General features: G+C 64.2%; 20 protein-coding genes. 13 read left to right on the top strand and 7 right to left on the bottom strand.

Annotated features, from left to right (window positions below):
- Positions 1-79: 79 nt before the first annotated feature.
- A complete protein-coding gene (locus EB836_RS11530; RefSeq protein WP_135540539.1) occupies positions 80-922 on the bottom strand; it encodes a MurR/RpiR family transcriptional regulator in 843 nt (280 codons plus the stop codon).
- Positions 923-1,007: 85 nt separating this feature from the next.
- Between EB836_RS11530 and EB836_RS11525 the strand changes: the two genes are divergently transcribed.
- A complete protein-coding gene (locus EB836_RS11525) occupies positions 1,008-2,234 on the top strand; it encodes an amidohydrolase family protein (protein ID WP_135540537.1) in 1,227 nt (408 codons plus the stop codon).
- 98 nt (positions 2,235-2,332) lie between these two features.
- Here EB836_RS11525 and EB836_RS11520 read toward each other — a convergent pair whose 3' ends face one another.
- Positions 2,333-2,992: a multidrug transporter gene (locus tag EB836_RS11520; RefSeq protein ID WP_135540535.1), complete on the bottom strand. Its 660-nt coding sequence runs from the start codon at positions 2,990-2,992 to the stop codon at positions 2,333-2,335.
- Between the two features lie 143 nt (positions 2,993-3,135).
- On the opposite strand from EB836_RS11520, the gene EB836_RS11515 reads away from it, so the two are divergent.
- Together EB836_RS11515 and EB836_RS11510 are read left to right on the top strand one after the other, a co-directional pair.
- Positions 3,136-3,390 (top strand): hypothetical protein, encoded by a 255-nt coding sequence (locus EB836_RS11515; protein ID WP_135540533.1) that lies wholly within the window; start codon positions 3,136-3,138, stop codon positions 3,388-3,390.
- A 100-nt stretch (positions 3,391-3,490) separates the two neighbouring features.
- Positions 3,491-4,216: a haloacid dehalogenase type II gene (locus tag EB836_RS11510; RefSeq protein ID WP_135540531.1), complete on the top strand. Its 726-nt coding sequence runs from the start codon at positions 3,491-3,493 to the stop codon at positions 4,214-4,216.
- Between the two features lie 38 nt (positions 4,217-4,254).
- On the opposite strand, the gene EB836_RS11505 is transcribed toward EB836_RS11510, so the two are convergent.
- The gene (locus EB836_RS11505) at positions 4,255-4,563 is read right to left on the bottom strand and encodes a biopolymer transporter Tol (protein ID WP_135540529.1); all 309 of its coding nucleotides are present in this window, start codon (positions 4,561-4,563) and stop codon (positions 4,255-4,257) included.
- Between the two features lie 154 nt (positions 4,564-4,717).
- On the opposite strand from EB836_RS11505, the gene EB836_RS11500 reads away from it, so the two are divergent.
- Entirely contained in the window at positions 4,718-5,182 is a 465-nt protein-coding gene (locus tag EB836_RS11500; RefSeq protein WP_205683357.1) for an SRPBCC family protein, read from the top strand.
- 113 nt (positions 5,183-5,295) lie between these two features.
- Here EB836_RS11500 and EB836_RS11495 read toward each other — a convergent pair whose 3' ends face one another.
- The gene (locus EB836_RS11495) at positions 5,296-6,357 is read right to left on the bottom strand and encodes a 2,3-butanediol dehydrogenase (protein WP_135540527.1); all 1,062 of its coding nucleotides are present in this window, start codon (positions 6,355-6,357) and stop codon (positions 5,296-5,298) included.
- Between the two features lie 216 nt (positions 6,358-6,573).
- On the opposite strand from EB836_RS11495, the gene EB836_RS11490 reads away from it, so the two are divergent.
- The 4 genes from EB836_RS11490 (at position 6,574) to EB836_RS11475 (ending at position 14,937) form a co-directional block, all read left to right on the top strand.
- Entirely contained in the window at positions 6,574-7,623 is a 1,050-nt protein-coding gene (locus EB836_RS11490) for an alcohol dehydrogenase catalytic domain-containing protein (RefSeq protein ID WP_240689906.1), read from the top strand.
- 34 nt (positions 7,624-7,657) lie between these two features.
- Positions 7,658-10,834, top strand: a complete 3,177-nt coding sequence (locus tag EB836_RS11485; protein WP_135540525.1) for a DEAD/DEAH box helicase — start codon at positions 7,658-7,660, stop codon at positions 10,832-10,834.
- Positions 10,835-10,912: 78 nt separating this feature from the next.
- Positions 10,913-12,121 carry a Fic family protein gene (locus EB836_RS11480; RefSeq protein WP_135540523.1) on the top strand — a complete coding sequence of 403 codons (1,209 nt, stop codon included), beginning with the start codon at positions 10,913-10,915 and terminating at the stop codon, positions 12,119-12,121.
- A 200-nt stretch (positions 12,122-12,321) separates the two neighbouring features.
- Positions 12,322-14,937 (top strand): aconitate hydratase, encoded by a 2,616-nt coding sequence (locus EB836_RS11475; RefSeq protein ID WP_135540521.1) that lies wholly within the window; start codon positions 12,322-12,324, stop codon positions 14,935-14,937.
- Between the two features lie 27 nt (positions 14,938-14,964).
- Here the strand turns inward: EB836_RS11475 and EB836_RS11470 are convergent, their stop codons facing one another.
- The 3 genes from EB836_RS11470 to EB836_RS11460 all read right to left on the bottom strand — a co-directional run bounded on the left by EB836_RS11470 (position 14,965) and on the right by EB836_RS11460 (position 19,110).
- Positions 14,965-16,542, bottom strand: a complete 1,578-nt coding sequence (locus tag EB836_RS11470; protein WP_135540519.1) for an aspartate ammonia-lyase — start codon at positions 16,540-16,542, stop codon at positions 14,965-14,967.
- Positions 16,543-16,698: 156 nt separating this feature from the next.
- Entirely contained in the window at positions 16,699-17,988 is a 1,290-nt protein-coding gene (locus tag EB836_RS11465; protein WP_135540517.1) for an NAD(P)/FAD-dependent oxidoreductase, read from the bottom strand.
- A gap of 198 nt (positions 17,989-18,186) precedes the next feature.
- A complete protein-coding gene (locus EB836_RS11460) occupies positions 18,187-19,110 on the bottom strand; it encodes a LysR family transcriptional regulator (RefSeq protein WP_135540516.1) in 924 nt (307 codons plus the stop codon).
- A gap of 132 nt (positions 19,111-19,242) precedes the next feature.
- On the opposite strand from EB836_RS11460, the gene EB836_RS11455 reads away from it, so the two are divergent.
- From EB836_RS11455 to EB836_RS11435, 5 genes are all read left to right on the top strand, one after another.
- Positions 19,243-19,713 carry a RidA family protein gene (locus EB836_RS11455; RefSeq protein WP_135540514.1) on the top strand — a complete coding sequence of 157 codons (471 nt, stop codon included), beginning with the start codon at positions 19,243-19,245 and terminating at the stop codon, positions 19,711-19,713.
- Positions 19,710-20,393, top strand: a complete 684-nt coding sequence (locus tag EB836_RS11450) for a DUF1028 domain-containing protein (protein ID WP_135540512.1) — start codon at positions 19,710-19,712, stop codon at positions 20,391-20,393. Before EB836_RS11455 ends, EB836_RS11450 begins: the two co-directional genes overlap by 4 nt.
- A complete protein-coding gene (locus EB836_RS11445; protein WP_135540510.1) occupies positions 20,390-21,541 on the top strand; it encodes a M20 family metallopeptidase in 1,152 nt (383 codons plus the stop codon). The genes EB836_RS11450 and EB836_RS11445 overlap by 4 nt, the downstream gene beginning before the upstream one ends.
- Before the next feature lie 90 nt (positions 21,542-21,631).
- A complete protein-coding gene (locus EB836_RS11440) occupies positions 21,632-23,035 on the top strand; it encodes an MFS transporter (RefSeq protein WP_135540508.1) in 1,404 nt (467 codons plus the stop codon).
- 51 nt (positions 23,036-23,086) lie between these two features.
- Positions 23,087-24,607 carry an aldehyde dehydrogenase family protein gene (locus EB836_RS11435; protein ID WP_135540506.1) on the top strand — a complete coding sequence of 507 codons (1,521 nt, stop codon included), beginning with the start codon at positions 23,087-23,089 and terminating at the stop codon, positions 24,605-24,607.
- Positions 24,608-24,775 lie beyond the last annotated feature (168 nt).

Here is a 24,775-nt window from a genome sequence, read left to right as displayed (position 1 = left end):
TTGTGTCGTGGAGCACAAATGCGCTGAGCACGATTCTCGCCGATACCCCACCCGGAATGCAATAAATTTTGCAACCGACTCAATCGTCGGCGATTGCGCCGGTTGCTCCCCACAGGTCATCGATTCGCCCCAGCTTGGCCTGAGTTCGCTGCTCATCGTGTCGCGCAAGGCACGCCAGCAGGTATTGGACTGCACTTGTGACGCAGACCAAGGACGATATCAGCTCCGATGATTCGGCGGGCACCAGAACATACTCATCACACATATCGGTCAGGGCAGTTCGACGATCAGCGATGACAAGCACTTTCGCGCCCTGCTCACGGGCAGCCTCCGCCAGCTGGACGACCGCCCGGGAGGACTTCCACACCGTGATCGCGAGGAAGCAGTCAGCAGAGGTCAGCAGGCTGGCTTCATTGACCATCGCCGTCACTGACCCTGAATGCAACCGCACTCGGAAGCCGAGCATCTGCGCCACATGCGACAGCTGCAGACCCGGAGCGGCATAGGATCCGGTCGCAAACACCCCGGTATTCTCCGACGCGATGATGCGCTCAGCCATCCGCGCCAAAGCGTCTTCGTCCAATTCCCCACGCATCCGCTCGAGCATCTCGATGTCTTTGTCGAGAGACGTGGCGAGAAGACCCTGCCCCTTGTTGTGCAGATAGAGATTGCGTGAACTCAGCGATGCCAGATACCGGGTGCGGATATCCGCAGAGAACGTTGGCCACCCGGAATAGCCCAGCGACTGGGCAGCGCGAACGACGGTCGCGACATTCACCTGCGCCATGTCCGCGATGGCTTGGGCGGAACTGTACGCGGCTTCGTCCGGCGCTGAGTCGATGACAGCGAGCACCGCCTGCGTCGACGGCGTCAGTCGCGCATTCGATCGAAGGGCGGCGATCCACTCGGAGAAGCTGGTCACAGTCTGAACTCCCTTTGCAAAGAACGTTGCATTGCGTCTAGCCTAGGCCCATCATCCTAAGCGGATCCAATGAAGGAGACACGGTATGCAGCTCGATGTCGGAATCAATACGGTCACCAACGCACGGGTCCTCGACGTGGAGACGGCCACTGTTTCCGAGCCGACGACGGTGACGATCAACGGCGAGAGAGTCAGTGAGGTCGGAGACCACAATGTGTCAGCCGGATCGCAGAGCTTCGATGCAGAAGGCAGAATCGTGTCCCCCGGGCTGATCGACGCACACGTCCATGTCCTCGCTGCAACAGCGAATTTGGGCAATCTAGGTGATCAGTCACCGTACTACCTGGGTGCTCAGGCTGCGCGTCTGATGGGCGATATGCTCAGCCGCGGTTTCACGACCGTCCGAGACGCAGGCGGAGCCGACTACGGGCTTTCAGCAGCGGCACAGGAAAACCTCTTCCCCGCACCACGTCTCTTCTTCGGCGGCAAGGCTCTGTCCCAGACCGGAGGCCACGCAGACATGCGGGGTCCCGGCACGCACGTCATGGACACGCACATGTGCTGCCCGAATATCGGCATCGTCTGCGATGGAGCCGACGCGGTGAGGAAAGCCGCCCGGGAGAACCTGCGCACCGGTGCCGACCACGTCAAAATCATGCTCTCCGGCGGAGTGGCTTCTCCGACTGACCGCGTCGACTCAACTCAGTTCTCAGATGAGGAGATTCGAGCGGCGGTGGAAGAGGCCTCCGCAGCGAATCGCTATGTTCTCGGTCATGCCTACACCGCCAGGTCGGTCAACCGCGGCCTCGAACTGGGAGTGCGGTCCATCGAGCACGGGAATCTGATCGACCAGCGAAGCGTCCAGCTCCTCCTCGAGAAGAGTGCGTTCCTCGTTCCGACACTCGTGACATATGAGCGTCTGAAGCAGGACGGAGCTCAATTCGGTCTGCCAGAGGCAAGCCAAGCGAAGATCGACGACGTGCTGTACGCGGGCCTCGATGCGTTGAAACTGGCGACTGAGCACAATGTCAAGATCGCGTACGGCTCCGATCTGCTGGGCGGAATGCAGCCTCATCAGAGTCAGGAGTTCGCCATTCGGGCGAAAGTCCAAACTTCACAGCAGGTGCTGCGGTCAGCAACGACGACGGCAGCAGAACTGCTCATGCGGAAGGGAGAGCTGGGAGTTGTGGCTCCGGGGGCGTTCGCGGACCTCTTGATACTCAACGCGAACCCCTTGGACGACGTCACTGCCTTGGGCGATCCTGGCAACGCCATCCACAGCGTCATCAAGGGAGGACGTCTTCTTCGGTGATATGAGAGGCGTCAGCCCCTGCTGGCGCGACGTTTGAAGGCAGACCGTGCCCGGGCTGAAATGAGACGGATCGGAGCGGCCCACCTGGCCGCTCAGTCTCACCCGACCGCGGCGAGCGCGGTGTTCCAGGAGCCGTAGAACTTGCGCACAGCGGCGGCGGAAGGAACTTCACCCTTATGCTCGGCGGCGTACTCGGTGTAAGCCTTGTAGGTGGCCGTGATTCCGCGGGATTCGCAGTCGGCGACGAAGACGGACATCGCCTTGTCATAGGCCTCCGCGTCGAAGCGCAGCTGGCCCTTCGCTCGGCCGAGTCGGTTCGTCGCCAGGCCCGCAGCCTTGAGAGCTTCGTTCCAAGAACCGAACCGCTGCACGGCCGTCTGGCTCGTCGGCGGCCACACGGCCGCGCCCTTGCTCGAACGCGCTCTGAGTTGGTCGAGCACCTCGGAGCGCAGAGCATCATATTTCGACGCTGACAGGCTCGGGGCCTCAGCCCGGGCGCGGACGGATCGGATTGCAGCGTCCACCTCGGCGAGGGCTGACCTCACGAGCTGCGGTGCGTCGGGCAGCTGGGACTCCAGAGCCCCCTCGACCGCATCGAGCATCTCCCTGTCACGGTCTGTGATGTCCTGAGTCGACGCAACAGCACTCGACCCGGCTGCGTCGGAGCCGGTCGGCACTGCTCGGTCGGCAAGATAGAGCAGCGCTGCCAGCACGGCCGGAGAGGGAGTATGCGATTTCGTCGATCCGGTGTCATCCATCACCGCTCATTGTACGTGGCGGCTTCGACACAGCCCGTAGCCAAGCTGAAACACGGGCCGACTCACCTGGGTGGTCCGCGATTCTAGAGTGAGAACCGACGCCGGTGAACGACCGGAACTCGGTTACTGCATGAGGAGGACGGATGCGCGCAAAGAGAGTGATCGGTATAGGAGCGGCTTCGCTGATGCTGGCAACGATGAGTGTGTTCGGGGCAACCGCCGCTCATGCCGAGGGCAACAAGGCGACCTACAGCTATTATCCGACCCTGGCCAAATGCGAGCAGGGCTCGGCTTTGAGGGCGCTGTTCTACAAAAGCTGGGGGAAAGTGATCGTGAAGACGCAGTGCTGGACGGTTCGCCCGGGTGAGAAGTACATGGGTGAAGTCACGTTCCGATGAGTTCGCCGTCCGACCGATGACGTCGTCGCTGCCGAATCTGCACCCGTGCACCGACGTGTGATGTATTGGCGATCGGTGGTCAGCGGAATAGTGTGAAGGCATGGTTGCTGATCTGGGCGCAGTCGAGGCGCTGGTCTTCGATATGTTCGGCACGGTCGTCGACTGGCGAACCAGCGTGGCGAGCGGCGTCGAATCGCTCCTCGATGAGTATCTGCCCGAAGCAGATCCGCATGAATTCGCGGACCTCTGGCGTGCTGAATACCAGCCGTCGATGGAGCGGGTCCGCAGCGGCAGTCGGCCCTTCGTGCGCTTGGATGTCCTCCATCGGGAGAACCTCGAGACTGTCATCGAACGATTCGGAATCGATCCGCGTGAGATTCCCGAAGACGTCCTCGACAAGGTGAATCTCTGCTGGCATCGCCTCGATCCCTGGCCCGATGCGGTCGCCGGGTTGGCTCGCCTCAAGCAACGCCACATCATCGCACCGCTGTCGAACGCTAATGTGCGACTGGCCCTCGACGTCGCCAAACGCGCAGGGCTGCCATGGGACGCCATCCTCGGCGCCGAGGTGGCCGCCGCCTACAAACCCGACCCGGCCGCCTATCTGCGCACGGCAGAGATCCTCGGACTCGACCCCGAACAGGTGATGATGGTCGCCGCCCACAACAGTGACCTCGCCGCCGCGGCACGGGTCGGTCTGCGCACGGCTTTCGTTCGCCGTCCGACCGAGCACGGACCTGGGCAGACAGTCGACCTCGTTCCGGAGGGACCATGGGACGTCGTCGCCGAGGACTTCGAAGACCTCGCTGATCAGCTGACCCGATAGTGCTCAGATGACCTGATGGTGCTAGTCAGCGGTGTTGGTCAGCGCAGCTCCTCGAGTGCCGCTTCTGCGCGTTGGCGTCTGTCGGCGAGGCTCATCTGCCACCAGTAGTCACCACGTTCACCCAGACCGTGTTTGGCCACGTTCACGCGCTGCCGGGCATCGGCGAGATCGCCCTCCGAGCCTGACTTCTTCGCGGTCCGCACCGCATTCCTTGCCGCGCCGAGGTGGCTCTTGAGCTCATCGACCACGTTCTGATCCAGCTCGGGATCGGTTCTGCGCCACCGGCGGCCGTTGACGATCAGCCATCGTTCGTCACCCGTGGGCGACAGCTCGGGAGATTCGGGCATCCTTCACTGTAACTCGGCGGCTCGGTGATCACGGCTGGCTGTCGATTCCGCACCCCCTGTCTGCATTCCGGCTGAGGGTATAGCGTGGCCCGACAGGGCGGGTCGGCCGATTCGCCCTGGCACACACGCGACCACCTGATGAAAGGTGAAGATCATGGCAGAGATGAACGTCAGCGCTTCCAGAACGATCGATGCTGCGCCGGAGGACATCTTCAACGTGCTCTCGAACCCGGAGCGCCACGCGGCCATCGACGGTTCGAACATGGTGGTCTCCGATGACAAGACCGATCGCATCACAGCCGTCGGCCAAGTGTTCACCATGAACATGCACTCCGAACCGATGGGTGGGGACTACAAGACCGAGAACCACGTCGTCGGCTACGAAGAGAACAAACTCCTGGCCTGGAAGACCGCTCCGGCCGGTGAGGAACCACCCGGCTGGGAGTGGGTCTGGGAGCTCATTCCGCAGGGCCGTCACTCGACGGACGTCTCCGTCACCTACGACTGGAGCTCGGTCACCGACAAGCACGTACTGAAGCAGGTCAGCTTCCCTCTCGTCGGCGAGGACGACCTCGAAACCTCACTGGGCAATCTGGCTGCCGCGGTCTCCGAGGACTGAGTCTCAGCCGTAGGCGGTGGTCGATCCAAGTCGATTCTGACGAGTCCAGCGACTTGGATCGACCAGACGCGGGCACCGTTCAATGAGCCGCGATCGCCCGGAGACAGCCAGATTCAGCTCATCGAGACGAGAATCTTCACCTCGTCCTGGCTGTTCGTGAGCCGGTCGAACCCGTCGCTGATGATGTCCTCGGCAAGGATCTTCGAGGTGACGAACGGGGCGAGGTCGATCTTGCCGGAGCGAACGAGGTCGATCGCCTCGGCGTGGTCATGAGCGTAACCGACACTCGCGCCGAGCGTGCGGTCCTGCATCATCAGCTGATCAGTGATGTCCACTTCGACGGGCGCACCGTGGATGGCGAGGACCTGAAGACGGCCGGTGGCGCCAAGCACGTCGAGCAGCTGGCCGACCACGGCCGGCGCGCCGGCCGCGTCGAAAGCCAGATCAGCCATTGCACCGGAAGTCTGTTCCGACACGACCTCGCCGAGGTTCTCGGTCGTCGGATCGATCACGACGTCCGCTGCCCCCGACTCCAGAGCCTTGGCACGGCGAGCCTGTGATACTTCACTGACGATGGTGGTCAGCCCCTTGGCCTTGAGAACGGCGGAGACGAGGAGCCCGATGGGGCCGGCTCCGCCGACAACGGCAATCTGCCCCTCGGCAGCAGCAGTCTGCTTGACCCCGTGCAGGGACACGGCCAGTGGTTCGATCAGCGCCGCCTGGTCCAGCGGCATATCACCGACGGGGTGGACCCACTGCGATTCGACGACGATGTGTTCGCTCAGGCCCCCGCCCCGTCCGGAGATGCCGATGAATCCCATCTGTTCGCACAGATTGTAGGCACCACGGCGACATGCCGGGCATGTGCCGTCAACCATGAGCGGCTCAACGACGACGGAGTCACCGATCTCCAGTCCTTCGACTCCATCTCCGATGTCTTCGATCACTCCGGAGAATTCGTGTCCGAAGACCACTGGCAGGGTCTCACCGGAGAGGGGATGCGCTTCCTCACCACTCGGAGCAGGACGGATCGGACCGTCCTGGTAGAGGTGGAGATCGCTTCCGCAGATGCCGTTGAAGGCCGGCGCGATCTTCACGGTTCCCGGTCGGGTCTTCGGCTCCTCGACCTCGTCGATGCGGATGTCTTCCTTGCCGTAGTACCGAACTGCCTTCATCGCTTTCGCTCCTTCTCTGTGCTCTCGCGGCCACCCTATTGACGACCGAACTCAACGGCAACGGACAATCCGCAGACGTGAGCAACGAGTCATTCCTCCATTCCCCCTTGGTCCCGGCCCCTGCAACCGCTGTCCCACCCTCGCCGACCCGTTCCTTCCATGGAGTAGCCTGCGAAGAGGCACCATCATCCGACACCGCCAGGAAGGTGGACAGCAATGGCCACGACAATGCGCGCAGTGACGTTTGTCAGGAACGACACCGTCGAACTTCAGGAGAAGCCGGTCCCGCAGATCGCTTCGGACGAGGTCCTCCTCAAAGTCTCAGGGGCTGGCCTCTGCCATTCCGACATCTCCATCATCGGAACCGGAGACGACAGTCCGTTGATCGGTTTCACACTCGGCCATGAGGTCTCCGGAACGATCGCTGAAATCGGTGAGAACGTCACCGGGTGGAGCCTCGGAGACCCTGTGCTCGTTTCACTCATGCGTTCGTGCGGGAAATGTCGCGAGTGCCTCGCCGGCAGAGACAACCAATGCGAGGTCATCACCGGTCGCAGCCCTACGGGCCCGATCTCACCGGGAATCGGTGTCGACGGCGGCATGGCCGACTACATCGCCGTCAGCTCTCACCACATCGGCCCCCTCGGCGATCTCGACCCCGTCGATGCTGCACCGCTGGCCGATGCGGCCCTGACTCCGCTGCATGCGATCAACTCCGTCCGCGACCGCCTCACCGGCGACGCGACCGCCGTCATCCTCGGTCTCGGCGGCCTGGGCCATGTGGGTCTGCAGATCCTCATGGCGATCACCGGATCCCGCATCATCGCTCTCGACACCGATGACGAGAAGCTCTCCTTCGCCGCCGAGCACGGTGCCACCGCGATCAGGTCCGACGCCGAGGCAGCCGATAAGATCCTGGAGCTCACAGATGGAATCGGCGCCGATGTCGTCCTCGACTTCGTCGGCGTCCAACCGACCGTGGACATCGCCATCGGCGTTGTGCGCGGAGGGGGCGCAATCCGCTTCGTCGGCCTCGGCGGAGGCTCCTTCGACTACGAGGCCTCCAACGGCGCTGACCTGCCCTGGTGTGTGAACATCGAACGAGCCTACGGCGGCACCCGCTCCGAAGCACGCGAGGCGATCGCTCTCGCCCAACAGGACAAGATCGCACTCGAGGTCACACGCTATTCGCTCGACGACGCACTCACCGCCTTCGATGACCTCAGGCAGGGGCGGATCCAGGGCCGCGGCGTTCTCGTTCCTTAGCTCCCAAGTCAGCCTCGAGTGAGAAGATGGCCTCGTGCCCGAAACCCGACAGACCACTCCCCCGGCCTCGGCCGCCCCCGCCGACTGGCGTGAGGCCTTCGCCCCACTCGCCGAGGCGGCCCCGCAGGAGCATACTCCCGTGTCCCTGGGCTTCGAGCTCGTCGAGGTCGTCCCCCGCACCTGGTTCGAACCCCAGCACTCGGTGCTGCTCGAACGCGCCACTGTCTCCCCCGGCACGAACCCGTCCCTGGCCATCCGGCCGCTGCTGCTCAGCGAATCCGGCAACTGGGTGAAGAAGTCGCTGACCTGGCGCACCATCGATCGGATGGCCCGGCAGCACAATATCGACGCTCGCCACCAGGAATGGTTCACCCAGCTTGCGGGCCTGCGCACCCGGGACAGGACCGACTTCACGCCCGACGGAGCGCCGTACCACCTCGGCGATTTCCATACCCCGCTGCTGTGGGAGCACTTCGACCGGGGTGCACAGCTCGGCATCGAATTCGTCGGCATCAACCAGGGCATGGACGTGCGCATCGGGCGGGTGGCGAAAGCCGTCGTCGACATCAGGCGTGCTCAGGGCCAGCTGCGCGTCCAGCCGCGGGCGACGATCGACGAACGCGAGTTCACTCCGGGTCTGATCAAGCCGATCTGGACGCATGGCTTCTTCGGCATCGATGTGGCCTCGGGTTTCACCGTGACTCTCGCTCCGGCGGAGAAGCCGACCAGGGAGTCGGCCTTGCCGGTGTTCAAAGCCGCCGGTCCGATCACCATTCCCGATTCCGAGGCCGAGGAGTTCTTCGAAGAGTACTATCCGCAGCTGCGCACCAGCGCCGAGGTGGTCAGCACCGACGACACCGTGACTTTCCCGGCCTACCGGCAGCCCCGCCTCGTCCTCTTCCTCACCTTCGGCGCCGGCGACAGGCTCGACCTGCGCTGGTACTGGGAGTACTCGGGACCCCGACGCACCCTGCCGGTCATTTCCCGCGCGAAGCTGCCGACCATTTCACCGCCGCACTCGGCACCGGCCGCCTCGGTGGGGGCGACCTCGACAAAGACGACACCGGCGCGAACAGCCTCTGCGTGGGAGCGGGACGACCGGCGCGACCTCGAGCACGAAGCCGAAGTGCTCTCCGCGGTCGCACGGGTCCTGGCCGACACCCATGAGGAAGGATCCCGGCTGACGGAGGTCGTCGACACCGCGCTCGACGATGCCGATACCGCCGACTTCGTCGTCAACGTGCTGCCCGGGCTCGAGGAGATCGAGCATCTCAAGGTCATCACCCGCGGGAAGAAGCAGCCCTACCGGGAACTCGGCGGGGAGCCGAACGTCACAATCACCTCGGTGGAGTCGGAAAAGAACGACTGGTTCGACCTCGGCTTCCAGATCAGCGTCGACGGGCACCCGGTCCCCTTCGTCAAGCTGTACAAGGCACTGGCCAGGGGCGCGAAGAAGCTCAAACTCCCCGATGACACCTTCCTGTCGCTGAGCAAACCGGTCTTCGACAAACTCAAGGCCCTCCTCGCCGAGGCGGACCTCATCCCCGAATGGGAACCCGAGACACCGAAGATCTCACGGATGCACGTGGGCCTGTGGTCGGACTTCGAGGACGTCGCCGACGAGTCCGAGCCGGCTCTGACCTGGCGGGAATCCGCACAGGCATTGGCCGATCTCGACCACCTGCCGGCCACCGAGGTGCCCGAACTGGGCGGGGCGAGGCTGCGTCCCTATCAGGTGCAGGGATTCCGGTGGTTGGCGCTGCTCTACCGGTGCCGCCTCGGCGGGATCCTCGCCGACGATATGGGGCTGGGCAAAACGCTGCAGACGCTGGCTCTCATCGCCCATGTGAAGGCCGGCCGCGCGGCTGCCCGCGAAACTGCGGCCGCGGGCGATACCGTGGCCGCCAGCGATACCGTGGCCGGCACCGGTCAGGCGAGGGCACCGTTCCTTGTCGTCGCCCCCACCTCGGTGGTCGACAACTGGGTCAAGGAGGCTGCCGCCTTCACCCCTGACCTCGATGTTCGCGTCATCGCGGAGTCGACGAAGAAGAGACGGACACCGCTGGACGAGGTCGTCGACGGTGCCGATATCGTCGTCATGTCCTATGCGATGCTGCGCCTCGACGAGGACCCGATCTCTCGCCTCGAGTGGGCCGGGCTCGTCCTCGATGAGGCCCAGTTCGTCAAGAACAGCACGGCCCTGACCCATCAGGCGGCGAAGTCCGTGCGGACACCGTTCCGTCTGGCCCTGACCGGCACCCCCATGGAGAACTCGCTGCGCGATGTGTGGTCGCTGTTTTCCATCACCGCGCCCGGACTGTTCCCGAGCCCGCACCGGTTCGACGAGGAATACGTCCGCCCCATCGAAAGCGGCGAGAACCCGGGACGGATGCAGCGGTTGCAGCGACGCATCCGACCGTTCATGATGCGCCGGACGAAGGACCTCGTGGCCGCGGATCTGCCGGAGAAGCAGGAGCAGGTCATCACCGTCGAGCTCAATTCCGCGCACCGGAAGCTCTACGACCGGATCCTGCAGAAGGAGCGGAAGAAGATCCTCGGCTTCATCGACAGCGACTACGACAAGCAGCGGTTCATCGTCTTCCGTTCGCTCACCCTGCTGCGGATGCTCGCCCTGGACCCGAGCATCGTCGACGCCGAACACGCCGAGGTGCCCTCGAGCAAGCTGACGGCGCTGATGGACCGGCTCGATGATGTCATCGCCGAGGGGCACCGGTCGATCGTGTTCAGCCAGTTCACCTCGTTCCTCGACCAGGTCGCCGCGGTCCTCGAGCGCCGCGGTGTGCCCCATGTCGTCCTCGACGGGTCGACCCGGAATCGAGGGGCCGTGGTCGAGTCGTTCCGGTCCGGTGAGGCCCCCGTCTTCCTCATCAGCCTCAAGGCAGGCGGCTTCGGGCTCAACCTCACCGAGGCGGACTACGTCTTCCTCATGGATCCGTGGTGGAACCCCGCGACCGAGAACCAGGCGATCGACCGAGCCCACCGGATCGGGCAGACGAAGTCCGTCATGGTCTACCGCTACGTTGCCGAGGGCACGATCGAAGAGAAGGTGCTGGCCCTGCAGAAACGCAAGGCCGAACTCTTCGACTCCCTCATGTCCGATTCCGGCACCTTCGAGGGCCGCGGGCCCAGTGGGCAGGCGTTCAGCCAGACCGTCACGGCCGAGGACATCCGGGGGCTGCTGGACGGGTGAATATTTACTTTAGATGGACTAAAGTAAATATACGAGCCCATTTCTCACCGTGGGGCCCACCCGACAGAAGGCCCGCCCATGCCCTACAGCGTCGAATGCCACTGGAGTCCTCCGAACCCCGCGGGGCTGAGCAGAAAGGACAGAGCCTCAGGCACATTCCACGCCTATGTGCCCGATGAGCTCTCCTCCGCTCTCCCCACACTCGGTGCCGAAGCACAGCGCGCAGCCGAGGAAGCAGTCGTCGTGCTGGCCCGCCTCGATGAACGGATCAGGTCCTCGGGCAGCAGCTATCTCAACCATCTGCTCATCCGGTCCGAGAGCATCTCCTCATCGTGGATCGAAGGCAACCGCCTCAGTCCGAAGAAGCTGGCGATCGCCGAACGCTTCCAACACGGCGACCGGGTCGCACTCGATGTCATCGCCAATGTGAGAGCCACTGAGAACGCGATCGATGAGATCGCTGACCCCTCACGAGCGATCACGGTCCGTGACATCGAAGAGCTGCAGCACTCGATCGAGCCCCGGCTCGAGCCCGGACTGCGGACGACCCAGAATTGGGTCGGCGGCCCCGGAAACAGTCCTCTGCGCGCCGATTTCGTCCCGCCTCCGGCCGCCGAGGTGAAACGGCTCGTTGCGAACCTCGCCGAATTCGTCTCAGCCACCGAGGGAAACCCCGTCACTCGTGCGGCCATCGCCCATGCTCAGTTCGAGACGATCCATCCGTTCATCGACGGAAACGGTCGAACCGGGCGAGCGCTCGTCCACACCGTCCTCAAACGCGCCGATGCCCTCCGCACTGTGCTCGTGCCGATCAGCACTGTCTTCGCTTCTGACACGACTACCTATATCGGTGGGCTCACGACCTATCGTCAGGCCCCAGCCGATCTCGACCACTGGGTCATCTCCTTCGCCGAGGCGGTCGAAGCCGCCGCCGCAAGCGCCGTCCTCCTCGCCGAGGACATCGAGACACTCGAGCAGACGGTTCGCACGGACCTCATCGAGCATCGCCGAGCGATCGGCAAGTCACCGGCTCGGCCGAGGACCGGTTCCGTCATCCTGAAAATCCTCGACAGCTTGGCACGAGAACCCGTGATCACCATCGAGTCGGTCTCGGTCGAGCACGGAGTGACTCGGGCGGCTGCGCACCGCGCCCTCGTCGAACTCGCCGAGGCGAAGATTCTCCGACGAACCAAGAACCACAAGGGCAAGATCATCTGCTATTCGGCAGACCAGCACCTGGCGTATGTCGAGTTGACCGAAGCGAGCCAGCGGAGCCGCAAGGCGTGAGGGCGGTCGCCTCGGCGCAGATGAGCCGACGGCTTTCTCCATCACCTCTGGAGTTCTGGGCACACCCGTGCCTATGCTGTCGATAACGGGCCGCCTGCATGGAGGCCGCACTGGTGCGCAACGTCGGCACCATTCCGATCGGCATCTGTTCGGATGACCCCGCGACTCATTCGCTGTGCGTCCATTCGGAAAGGCCGATCATGACTTCCAACAGCTTCAACACCCGAGACCAGCTGACAGTGGGCGAAAAGACCTACGAGATTCACCGGCTCGACCGCATCGAAGGGTCCCAGCGACTGCCCTACAGCCTCAAAGTGCTGCTGGAGAACCTCCTGCGCAATGAGGACGGCCGTCTGGTCACCGCCGAACTCGTCATCGACCACTCGGTCATCGCCGATGTCTTCGCCCGTTCGGATGCCTTCGGAATCAATGCGCAGAAGGAGTTCGAACGCAACCAGGAGCGCTATCAGCTGCTGCGCTGGGCACAGGAGTCGTTCACGGACTTCCTCGTCGTTCCACCGGATACCGGCATCTGCCACCAGGTCAACCTCGAATACCTGTCCCGGGTCGTGTTCACCCGCGAGACCGTCGACGGCCTGCCTCAGGCCTATCCGGACACCCTCGTGGGTACGGATTCGCACACTCCCATGGTCAACGGCCTCGGCGTGCTCGGCTGGGGTGTCGGCGGCATCGAAGCCGAGGCTGCCATGCTCGGCCAGCCGATGAGCATGCTCATCCCCGAGGTCGTCGGGCTCAAGCTGACCGGCCAGCTGCCCGAGGGGACGACGGCCACCGATCTCGTCCTCACTGTGGCCCAGCTGCTGCGTCAGACGGGCGTCGTCGGCAAGTTCGTCGAGTTCTTCGGGCCCGGCGTGGCGAACATTCCCTTGGCCAACCGCGCCACCCTGGGCAATATGAGTCCCGAATACGGTGCCACCTGTGCGATCTTCCCCATCGACGAGGAGACGCTGGAGTATCTGCGGCTGACCGGCCGTGCTCCCGAGCAGATCGACCTCGTCGCCGCCTATGCCAAGGAGCAGGGGCTCTGGCACGACCCCGACCAGCCTGCCGAATACTCCCAGGTCGTCGAATTGGACCTGGCCACCGTCACCTCGTCGATCGCGGGACCGAAGCGGCCCCAGGACCGCATCGAGCTCGGAGATGCCCCCGCGACCGTGCTCGGCCTCCTCGCCGGCGAGCAGAAGAAGTCGACCGTCCGTCCCGGCGGGGTCGATGATGCCTCTGCCGATTCCTTCCCCGCCAGCGACCCGATCTCGGTCTCATCGTCGTCGGTCCCCGATGAGCCTCCGCGTCACGTCGACCGCGCGCAGCTGACCGCGAACGCCCGCCTCGGGTGGCCCAGCGATCCGGCCGATGTCGTCATCAACGACATCCCGGCGATCGTCGACCACGGTGATGTCGTGATCGCGGCGATCACCTCATGCACGAACACATCGAACCCTTCGGTGATGATCGGCGCCGGGCTGCTGGCCAAGAAGGCCGTCGAACGCGGGCTGCGGCCGAAACCGTGGGTCAAAACGACCCTGGCCCCGGGCTCAAGGGTCGTCACCGACTACTTCGACCGGGCCGGCCTGACCCCGTACCTCGATCAGCTGGGCTTCGGACTCATCGGGTACGGCTGCACGACGTGCATCGGCAACTCCGGCCCACTGATTCCGGCAGTGAGTCAGGCGGTCAACGACAACGACCTCAACGTGTCTGCGGTGCTCTCGGGCAACCGCAACTTCGAGGGGCGCATCCATCCCGAGGTGAAGATGAACTTCCTCGCCTCTCCGCCCTTGGTCATCGCCTATGCGCTGGCCGGGAGCATGCACACCGACCTGCTCACCGAGGCGCTCGGGGTCGGCGAGGACGGACGGGAGGTGTTCCTGCGCGATATCTGGCCGACCACCGCTGAGATCAAGAAGGTCGTCGATGAGAGCCTCGAGGCCGAGATGTTCACCTCCGGGTATTCGGACGTCTTCACCGGTGACGAGAACTGGCGGGGCATGGACGTGCCCGCCGGCGACAAGTTCGCGTGGAACCCGGACTCCTCCTATGTCCGCCGTCCGCCCTACTTCGACGGCATGTCAGCCGAGCCCGATACCGCCCATGACATCACCGGTGCCCGGGTGCTGGCCCTCCTCGGCGATTCGGTGACCACCGACCACATCTCCCCGGCCGGAACGATCAGCCCCACCTCACCGGCAGGACGCTTCCTGCGCGAGCAGGGGATCGAACCGACCGATTTCAACTCCTACGGTTCGCGGCGCGGCAATCACGATGTGATGGTGCGCGGAACCTTCGCCAACGTGCGGCTGCGCAATCAGCTGGCTCCCGGCACCGAAGGCGGTGTCACCAGGCACCTGCCCGACGGGGAGGAGATGAGCATCTTCGAGGCCTCTCAGCGCTACCTCGACGAGCAGGTCCCCCTGCTCGTCATCGCCGGCGCCGAGTACGGTTCGGGTTCGTCACGCGATTGGGCCGCCAAGGGCACCACCCTGCTGGGGGTCAAAGCGGTGCTCGCGGAGTCCTTCGAGCGCATCCACCGCTCGAACCTCATCGGGATGGGTGTCCTGCCGCTGCAGTTCAACGACGGCGAATCGGCTGAGAGCCTCGGGCTCACCGGCGAAGAGGTCTTCTCGATCACCGGGCTCGAAGGTCGGGATACCCTCCCCGACGCGGTCACCGTGCGCGCCGGCGAAGGCGACGGGAGCGTGGAGTTCACCGCGAAGGTCCGGGTCGACACCCCCGCCGAGGAGGCCTACTACGTCCATGGCGGAATCCTGCCCTACGTTCTGCGCCAGCTCCTCTGAACAGATACGGCAGGGCTCTGGCCCTGCTCACCCCTCGGGGTCGGCCACCGTCGGAAGCTCTCCGGTCATCTCGTCGCGCGGGACCGCCTCGGCGGAGTCGGGGTCCGTGGTCACGTTGTGATCGGTGCTCAGCCCCGTCAGCCGTTCGGGCTGGAGGATCTCGCCGAGCTGAGACCGGTCGAGCAGTCCGCGCTCGACGACGAGGTCGGAGATCGGCTCATTCGTCGCCAACGCCTGCTTCGCCAGCTGGGCGGCCTGAGTGTAGCCGAGGACGGGTGCGAGTGCGGTGATGACGGTGACCGACCGGTCGACGGTGTCCTCGAGCTCCGCCTCGTTGGCGGTGATGCCGTTGACGCAGTTGGTGCGGAAGGTCTGGCAGGCGCGCTCGAGCCACGTAATCGACTGGAACAGGGAGTGGGCGATGATCGGTTCGAAGGCGTTGAGCTGCAGCTGACCGGCTTCGACGGCCATGGACACGGTGACATCGGCGCCGGCCACGGAGTACGCGACCTGGGAGACCGCCTCGGGGATGACGGGATTGACCTTGCCGGGCATGATCGACGACCCGGCCTGCCGGGCCGGCAGGTTGATCTCGCCGATGCCGGCCTGCGGCCCCGAGGACAGCAGCCGCAGGTCATTGGCGATCTTCGACATCTTCAGTGCGCTGCGCTTGAGCGCACCGGAGAAGGTGATGAACACGCCGGTGTCGGAGGTCGATTCGACGAGGTCACCGGCCGTGACCAGGTCGAGCTCGGTGATCTCACGCAGGTGTTTGATGACCGCTTCCTTGTACCCGACGGGAGCGTTGATCGAGGTGCCGATCGCGGTGGCGCCCATGTTCACCTCGCCGAGGAGGGCGACGGCTTCCTCGAGTCGCTGGACGTCTTCGCGCAGGGTCGTGGCGAAGGCGTTGAATTCCTGGCCGAGCGTCATCGGCACCGCATCCTGGAGCTGGGTGCGGCCGACCTTGACGATATGGGAGAACTCGCGGCCCTTCGCGGCGAAGGCATCGGCGAGGAGGGTGAGTTCGCTCAGCAGGTTCTGCAGTGAGAAGGCGAGCGCGATCTTGATCGCCGTCGGGTAGGTGTCGTTCGTCGACTGGCTGTGGTTCGTGTGATCGTTCGGGTGGATGAACGCGTAGTCGCCCTTGGACCGGCCCGCGATCTCCAGGGCGCGGTTCGTGATGACCTCGTTGGCGTTCATGTTCGTCGACGTGCCGGCTCCGCCCTGGATGACACCGACGGCGAACTGGTCGTGGAGTCTGCCTGACTTGATCTCCTCACAGGCGGCATCGATGAGGTTCGCCCGCTGATCGTCCAGCGCTCCGATCTCGGCATTGGCACGGGCCGCGGCCTGCTTGACGCAGGCGAAGGCGCGGACGAAGTCCGGGTAGACGGAGACAGGACGGCGCGCGATGGGGAAGTTCTCGTTCGCCCGGGCCGTGTGCACGCCCCAATAGGCGGTGTCGGGGATCTCGAGGCTGCCGATCGAGTCGGACTCGGTGCGGGTAGGGAAGTTCTGGCTGGTGGGGATCTGGCTCGTCGTCGACGAGGCGAGGGGAAGAGAGGCGGTGTTGGGTGATGCGGAGGCGTTTGGCTCAGTCATAGTGGCTTCAGAATCTCATATCTTTAGAGCCAACCGAAGGGGTTTTCGGCGGCAGCGGACAGGCGGAGGACTTCCTCGGAGAAATCAGACGACTGGTGTGCAGCAGACTGACGTTTCCGACACAACTGTCCGCCCGCCCCTGCAGAAGTCGCTCATTCAAACAGCGGCAGCAGCTAGACCAGTGCGAGTAGGCGAATAGTCACGGTACATCCGCTGGATATCGATCTGATCGGCAATGTATTTCGCATCGTGCCAAACTCCCCAGATGAAGCTCGATCCACGCCGCGACAGCCACGGCAGACCGAGGAAATACACTCCGGGGACGGGCGAGACTCCGCGTGCATGAACCGGGTAACCGGACTCGTCCAGCACGTCCTTGACGTTGAGCCACGAATAGTCGACTCCGAATCCGGTCGCCCAGATCACCGTGCGAATACCGGCCTCGGCTAGATCGAGTTCGAGGATCGGATTCGTGACACATTCCGGGTCGGGTCCGAGCACATGAGCCTCGGGTTCAGGCGGCAGGTCAAGGCCGTTCCGTTCAATGTACTCATCCGCCGCGTTGAGCAACGACAGATAGTTCTGGTCACCATTGGCGATGTTCTTCTGCAGATCCGTCCCCAGAACAAGCTTTCCATCCGAGTAACCGTTGGCGCGCCCGAGGAGCGTGATTCCCGAATCGGCCAGGTCCCTGAAGTCGACGGTATGTCCGCCTCCGGCACCGCTGACAGCAATAGTGACGTGTTCCGCTCCGGCAGGCGGCGTAACGAGATCCCACAGTCCGAGCACGCCCAGCCACCAGCAGAAATCGCGTCCACGGTAGGACCGGGGAGGACGATCATGGGGACCGACGGCGAGATGAACCGGCCGGCCGGAGTCCTGAATCTCGGCGGCGATCTGAACACCCGAAGACCCGGCTCCGACCACGAGGACTCCACCGTCTTCGAGTTGGTCAGGGTTCTTGTACGAGCTCGAATGCAGCTGGGTGAAACCTGCCTCGTCCGGAATGAGTCCGGGAATCCGCGGGGTCTGGAATGGGCCGGTTGCCGACACCACGTAATCGGCATCGATGACACCGGAGTCGGTGGTCACGCGGCAGCCGCGGCCGCCGCCGTTCTCCTCGACCGAAGTGACTGTCACACCGGTACGCACCGGCAGCTCTTTGCGATCGACGAGCTTCTGAAAGTAGTCGGCAACCTCTGCCTTGGTGGCGAATCCGTCAGGATCGGTCTCCTCGAATTCCTGTGTGGGGAAGCGATCGTGCCAAGCCGGACCGTTGGCGACGAGGGAGTCCCAGCGGCGAGTTCGCCAGGCCTCGGCAACCCGATGCTTTTCGAGGACGACGTGGGCCACTCCCCGGTCGCTGAGATGCTCGCTCATCGCGATTCCGGCCTGGCCGCCGCCGATGACGACGACCTCGGTGGTTTCTGTCTGCGTGTTCGACATTGATGCCCTTCCGTCGGGGGCCGCGCTGCCACGACCGAACTTTCTGTGCTGACGGGCACAACTTCGTCGTTGCCCTAGTCATGTCCAGCAAACCGCAGGTCAGATCGGCAATGCCAATAGTTCTTCTCGGTCGATTGCATCAATAGAATAGATGCAGTCAGTCTTTGCAATCTTCCTGACGGATGGAAATGCTGAGATTCAGCCTGTCTGCTCCGACTCGGCGAGGAGCATTTTGACGGCCTCCATCACTGCAGCGGCCTTGGCTGTCGGTCGCGATCGCGCGAGCGTCGACATGGATATATGGAGGGTCGGCACCTGGTCGGAAATCTCGAGAATCGCTGTCTGTTCGCCCGTGTAGGTTTCGCGAATCCGAGGTCGCTGATTGAGTATCGAAAACCCTAGCCCCATCGCCACCATCGACCGGACGGTCTCATAGCTTGAAGTTCGATAGCGAACGTTCGCAGTGACCCCCATCAGCCTCAGCAGGCTGATGAAGTATTCGCGGCTTCCGGGCAGATTCAGCACTACGAAGTCGTCGTCTGCAAGCTCGGACAAGGAGATCCTTTTCCGCTTCGCCAGCCGATGACCTGTACCGACGATGACATGAGGACGAGCCTCGCCGACGATCTGAAATCGAACTCCATCGGCTTCGGACAAGTCGTAGTTGATGGCGAGTTCGGCCCTTCCGCTCTTGAGAGCGGCCATGCATTCATCGTGATCACCTTCGATGATCTCGACATTGAGTTCGGGATGGTTCGCTTCGAGCTTTTCGAGGAGCTGTGGAAGCAGGAACGGAGCAATGGTCTGAAAGCAAGCTACGACGATCGTCCCGCGCACTTCGTTCTGCCCGGCCTGAATGGATTCCACGGCATTCGAGATCCGACCGAAGATCTCCCTCGTCTCCTGCAGCAGGCTCTCTCCTGCGGGGGTGAGCACCAGCCCCTTCGAGTGCTGGCGAACGAAGAGCGGAGCGCCGAGCGCCTTCTCGAGCTGATTGATCGCGGTCGACACCGCAGACTGAGCGATGTGAAGCTCCTGGCTGGCTTCGGTCATATTCAACGTCTTGGCGCACTCAGCGAAATAGGAGAGCTGAGTCAGCGTGATTGAGAACCTCTGGACCATAACTCGCCTCCCGTGACCTCAAAATCTATTTTGCAGATACTCTGACTAAATTATAACTATTTCCCAGATGGGTTGATCTCTTCGAGAATGGGTTCACGTTCCTATGACCCAGTTCACACGACGAGGAGACCCATGGCAGATCCAACACATACGCGCCTGAGGATGTTCAACACCAAGGACACCTACCCGGAGCAGAATCTCGACAATGACCTCTGCCAGGCCGTCGTCGCCAATGGTGTCGTCTATCTGCGCGGGCAGATCGGCCAAGATCTGGACACCAGAGAATCTGTCGGCATCGGTGATGTCATTGCCCAGACCGAGAAGGCCATGTCCAATATCGACATGCTGCTCAATGAAGCAGGCAGCCGGATGGAAGACATCGTCAAGGTCACCGTTTACATCATCGACCCCCGCTACCGTGAGGACGTCTACCGCACGATGGGCAAGTGGCTGAAAGGCGTCTTCCCCGTTTCGACCGGCATCGTCGTCCAGGCACTGGCGCGTCCCGAGTGGCTCGTCGAAATCGACGCCACCGCCGTGATCAGCGAGAACTCCGCTGCGAACAACGGCACCGAGGCGGGACGGACCGAGGTGGCCCAGTGACCTTCTCGCTCCTCCTCCACGATCCCGAGACCGGGGAGTTCGGCTCCGCGATCTCTTCATCCTCGCCGGCCGTCGCCGCACGCTGCATCAGTCTGACCGACGGGGTCGGCGGGGTGAACTCCCAGAACATCACCGACCCACGGCTCGGCCCGGCCATCATCGACGAGATGAGCTCCGGCAAGGACGCGCAGTCGGCACTCGATGCGGTCGTCGCCGCTGCCGTTCCCACCGCGATCGACTTTCGGCAGCTGCTCGTCATCGACGCCGCCGGGAACACCGCCGCACACTCGGGCGCGCAGGCGCTCGGCATCTTCGGTGCCCGCACCGAGAACAACGCCGTGGCCGGAGGAAATATGCTCGCAGACCTGACAGTCCTCGACGCCTTCGTCGAGACCGCGCTGTCTGCGACCGGTCGTCTCGAAGAACGCCTCTTCGCAGCCTTCGAGGCAGCGATGGCCGCCGGCGGCGAAGCCGGACCCGTCCACTCCGCCGGCCTATCCGTGGTCAACGGCTCCGGCTGGAGGGTCACCGATCTGCGCGTCGATTGGGCCGATGAGGATCCGATCGGGCAGCTCGGCCGCCTCCTCGAGATCTGGATGCCCCAGCGGGACGACTACATCACGCGCGGCCTCGATCCGGCCGCCTCTCCGTCCTACGGCGTGCCCGGTGACGATCGATGACCAGCGCACTCAAGGACCGCATCGCCGCCCGGGTCGCCGAGACGACACCGAAGCTCATCGAACTGTCGAATTCCCTCCACGACGACCCCGAGCTCGGTTGGCAGGAGTTCCGCTCCTCGGCCGCCGTCGCCGAGGTCCTGGCCGAGCACGGCTTCACCGTCGAACGCCCCTACCTCGGTCTTGAGACCGCATTCCGCGCCACGTACGGAACGGGTGAGTTCACCATCGGCTTCCTCGCCGAGTACGACGCCCTGCCCGGCCTCGGTCACGCCTGCGGCCACAACCTCATCGCCGCGATGAGCGTCGGTGGGGCGATCGGCCTCGCCGAGGCGGCCGCGGAGCTCGGCATCACCGTCGAGGTCATCGGCACACCGGCAGAAGAGGGCGGAGGCGGCAAGATCGAACTGCTCGACCGCGGTGCCTTCACCGAACTCGACTTCGCGCTCATGGCCCATCCCGCACCCGTCGATGTCGCCGAGGCCGAGCCCTTCGCCGTCACCCACTGGCATGTCGAATACACCGGGCGGGCCGCCCATGCCGCCGCATACCCGGAACGCGGAATCAATGCCAACGACGCGTTCCTCATCGCCCAGATGGCCCTCGGTCTGCTGCGCCAGCAGCTGCCGAAGACCGTACGAGTCCACGGGGTGATGACGAATGGTGGCGAGGCTCCCAACGCGATTCCCGAGAAGACTGAGGGCCGCTGGTACGTACGTGCCAAGACGACCGACGAACTGCTGGACGTCGAGAAGAAGGTCGTCAACTGCTTCGAAGCCGGGGCCCTGGCCACCGGGGCCGAACTGACCATCACCCCGGAGAGCCGCCGCTACTCGGAGATGCGCACCGACGAGGCCGCGCTCGAAGCATACCGGGCCAACGCCGAGGCCCTGGGCCGGAACTTCGACGTCGACCCCGTCGCAGCGACGATGAATCGTGCCTCGACGGACATGGGCAATGTCTCTCAGATCGTCGACGCCATCCACCCCTATATCGGCGTCGGCGGCGAAGCGAGCAACCATCAGGCGGCGTTCGCCGAGTCCTGCGTCGGCGAACCGGCCGAACGCACACTCCTCGACGGCGCAATCGCGTTGGCCTGGACCGCCGCAGACGTCAGTGACCGCCGCACCAAATCGGCGATCCGGCAGTAGCCGCCCGCATGCATTGAGCTGTAGTCGGTTCACCGAGCCGAAGCCACCGGCACTCTGCCGGCAGGCACGTATCCAAAGGAAGATTCGGACATGTCAGGTAACAAGCAGAACACCGAGGGGCTGGCCTATAAGAAGGGCCTACAGAAGAGCGTAGTCGCCGGCTCCATCGGCGTCCTCGTCCATTGGTTCGACTGGGCCGTCTACGCCTATATGGCCACGACGATCGCAGCGATCTTCTTCCCCGAAGAGGACAGCACCGCAGGTTTGCTCGCCACTTTCGCCGTCTTCGCGGTCTCCTTCCTCGTCCGCCCGATTGGAGCGGTCATCTTCGGCCGCCTCGGCGACAAACTCGGCCGCAAGCACACACTGTCGCTGGTCATCCTCGCCATGGCCCTGTCGACACTCGCACTCGGTGTGCTGCCGACCTACGGAACCATCGGAGTGCTCGCCCCGATCCTCCTCATCGTCACCCGCATCGTCCAGGGACTGGCCGCCGGCGGCGAATTCGGCAGCGCCGCAGCGTTCCTCGGAGAGTTCTCTCCGCCGAAGCGTCGCGGCTTCGGTTGCAGCTGGCTCGAGGTGGGCTCCCTGGCCGGATTCCTCTTGGCCTCCTTCGTCGTCTTCCTCCTCAACCAGGCGCTGACGCCCGACCAGGTGAGCGCCTGGGGCTGGAGGATCCCGTTCCTCATCACCGTGCCCTTGGGGTTCATCGGCCTCTACATCCGTCGGAAGATCGAGGACACCCCGGAATTCGAGGCGCTGCAGAAGATGGAGACCGTCGCCGAGGCGCCCCTGCGCGAGGTGTTCAAACGCAATCCCAAACAGTTCCTCCAGACCTGCGGGATGGAGACGTTCATGAACGTCACGTTCTACGTCGTCCTCGTCTACCTGCTCACCTATCAGGAGACCGCTATGGGCATCGAACCCGGGCGGGCGGCGCTGCTGTCGACCCTGGCTTCGGCGCTCGGACTCGTCATCGTCCCGCTGGCGGGAATCGCTTCTGACCGGTTCGGACGCAAGCCCGTGCTCATGACCGCGGCGATCGCACTCACCGTCCTCTCCGTGCCGCTGTTCCTCCTCATGGGCGCGGACTACCCGTGGGCGTCGTTCGTGTCGACCTTCGGACTGGCCTTCATCCTCGCGATCATCCTCGGCACGCACGCTGCCACCGTCGTCGAGCTCTTCCCGACCCGGACGAGGCAGACGGGACTGTCCATCGCCTACGCACTGACCGCCGCACTCTTCGCCGGTACTGCGCCGTACATCCTCACCTGGCTCATCGATACCACCGGCAGCACCCTGAGCCCCGGTTGGTTCCTCGCCGTCGTCGGCGTCATCGGCATCGTCACCGTCGCCTCGCTGCCGGAGACCCGCGGCATCAACCTGCTGCACTCCGATGACATCGAGGAGGCACCGGCCTCCCCCGTCGCCGAGCCGGCAGCGCCCGCCGAGTGCCCCAGTCCCTCGCCCGTCGAACCCTCCAGCGACCGCTGACCGCTGTCACTGCCCACTCGCTTTCCGCACCACTTTCGAAGGAGACCTTCCATGACCGCGGCTCTGACCGACACCACGACCCGACCGGCGACCCTGGCCGAATGGCAGGCCGCAGCAGCGGCTCTGAGCATCGACGGACGCCCCGTCATCAACGGGCAACGGGTTGATGCCCGCTCGGGGCAGACTCATCCGAAGACGAACCCCGCCACCGGTGAGGTGATCTCGCAGCTCCACCTCGGTGACGGATCCGATGCCGATGCGGCGGTGGCGAGCGCTCGCGCCGCGTTCGATGGCGGCGAGTGGTCGCGTGCCTCGGCGACGCATCGGCGTGAGGTGCTGCTGCGCCTGGCCGACCTCATCGAAGCGCGGTCGGACGAATTCGCCCTCCTCGACACGCTCGACATGGGTAAGCCGATCGGTGAGTCCTCGACGATCGACGCTCCGGGGGCCGCGGCCCTGTTCCGCTTCTACGGAGAGGCGATCGAGAAGCTCAGTGACGAGATTCCGGTGACCCCGGCGGGGTCGACGGCGCTCGTCACCCGCGAGCCGCTGGGCGTCATCGGGGTCATCGTGCCGTGGAACTATCCGCTGGAGATCGCGACGTGGAAGATCGCTCCGGCGCTGGCGGCCGGCAATGCGCTGGTCGCCAAACCGCCGGTCGAGGCCTCGCATTCGGTCCTGCTGCTGGCCGAGATCGCTGTCGAGGCGGGGTTGCCCGCGGGCATCCTCAACGTCGTACCCGGTCGCGGCTCGGTCGTCGGTACGGCACTGGGCCGGCACATGGACGTGGACATGCTCGGCTTCACCGGGTCCACCGAGGTCGCCAAGCAGCTCCAGGTCTACGCCGGGGAGTCCAATATGAAGCGTCTGGCACTCGAGGCCGGGGGCAAGAGCGCGAACGTCATCTTCGCCGACACCGATGACCTCGCTGCCGCGGCTCGGAAGGCGGCATTCGGCATCTTCTACAACCAGGGCGAGGTCTGCTCGGCCACCTCCCGGATCTTCGTCGAACGCCCCGTGTACGAAGAGTTCGTCCATCTGCTCGAGGACGCAGCCGAGGACTTCCAGCCCGGGGATCCGCTCGATCCCGAGAGCGCGATCGGCTGCCTCGTGTCCGAGAAGCACGCCGATGATGTGTGGGAATGCATCGAACAGGCTCGCGCGGACGGCACCATCGTCCAGGGCGGCAACCGCCCGGCGATCAACGGCCGCCGCACATTCGTCGAGCCGACGATCGTCACGGACCTGCCGGACGATCACCGTCTGCACAGCCACGAGATCTTCGGACCGGTCGCCCTCGTCACCCCCTTCGACACCGAGGAGGAGGCGATCTCGAAAGCAAACGAAACGCCCTACGGTCTGGCAGCAGCCCTGTGGACGGGCAGCATGGCCCGGGCCCACCGCGTGTCCGCGCGCCTGGTGGCCGGCACTGTCTCGGTCAACACCGTCGACGCACTGGGCTTCACCACGCCCTTCGGCGGGTTCAAGCAGTCCGGTTTCGGACGTGACTTGTCCGTCCACGCGTTGGAGAACTACTCGGACTTCAAGACCACCTGGCTGCAGTGGGGGTGAAGCACCACTTGTCCCTCCGTGTCTCATCTTTCACGTATTCGGGAAAGGGGTATCCATTTAAATCCCGAAACCGGGATCCTGGTACCGAGGTAGGCTGAACAGACGAATAGAGGGCTCCCGCGCTGCGCCAACAGCCGGGAGCGTGGACATACACCAGGAAGGGGTGTA

This window comes from Brevibacterium sp. S111, assembly GCF_004745075.1.
Lineage (GTDB): Bacteria > Actinomycetota > Actinomycetes > Actinomycetales > Brevibacteriaceae > Brevibacterium.
Note: the sequence above shows the minus strand (reverse complement) of the source record. Positions and strands in the feature narration are given on the sequence as shown.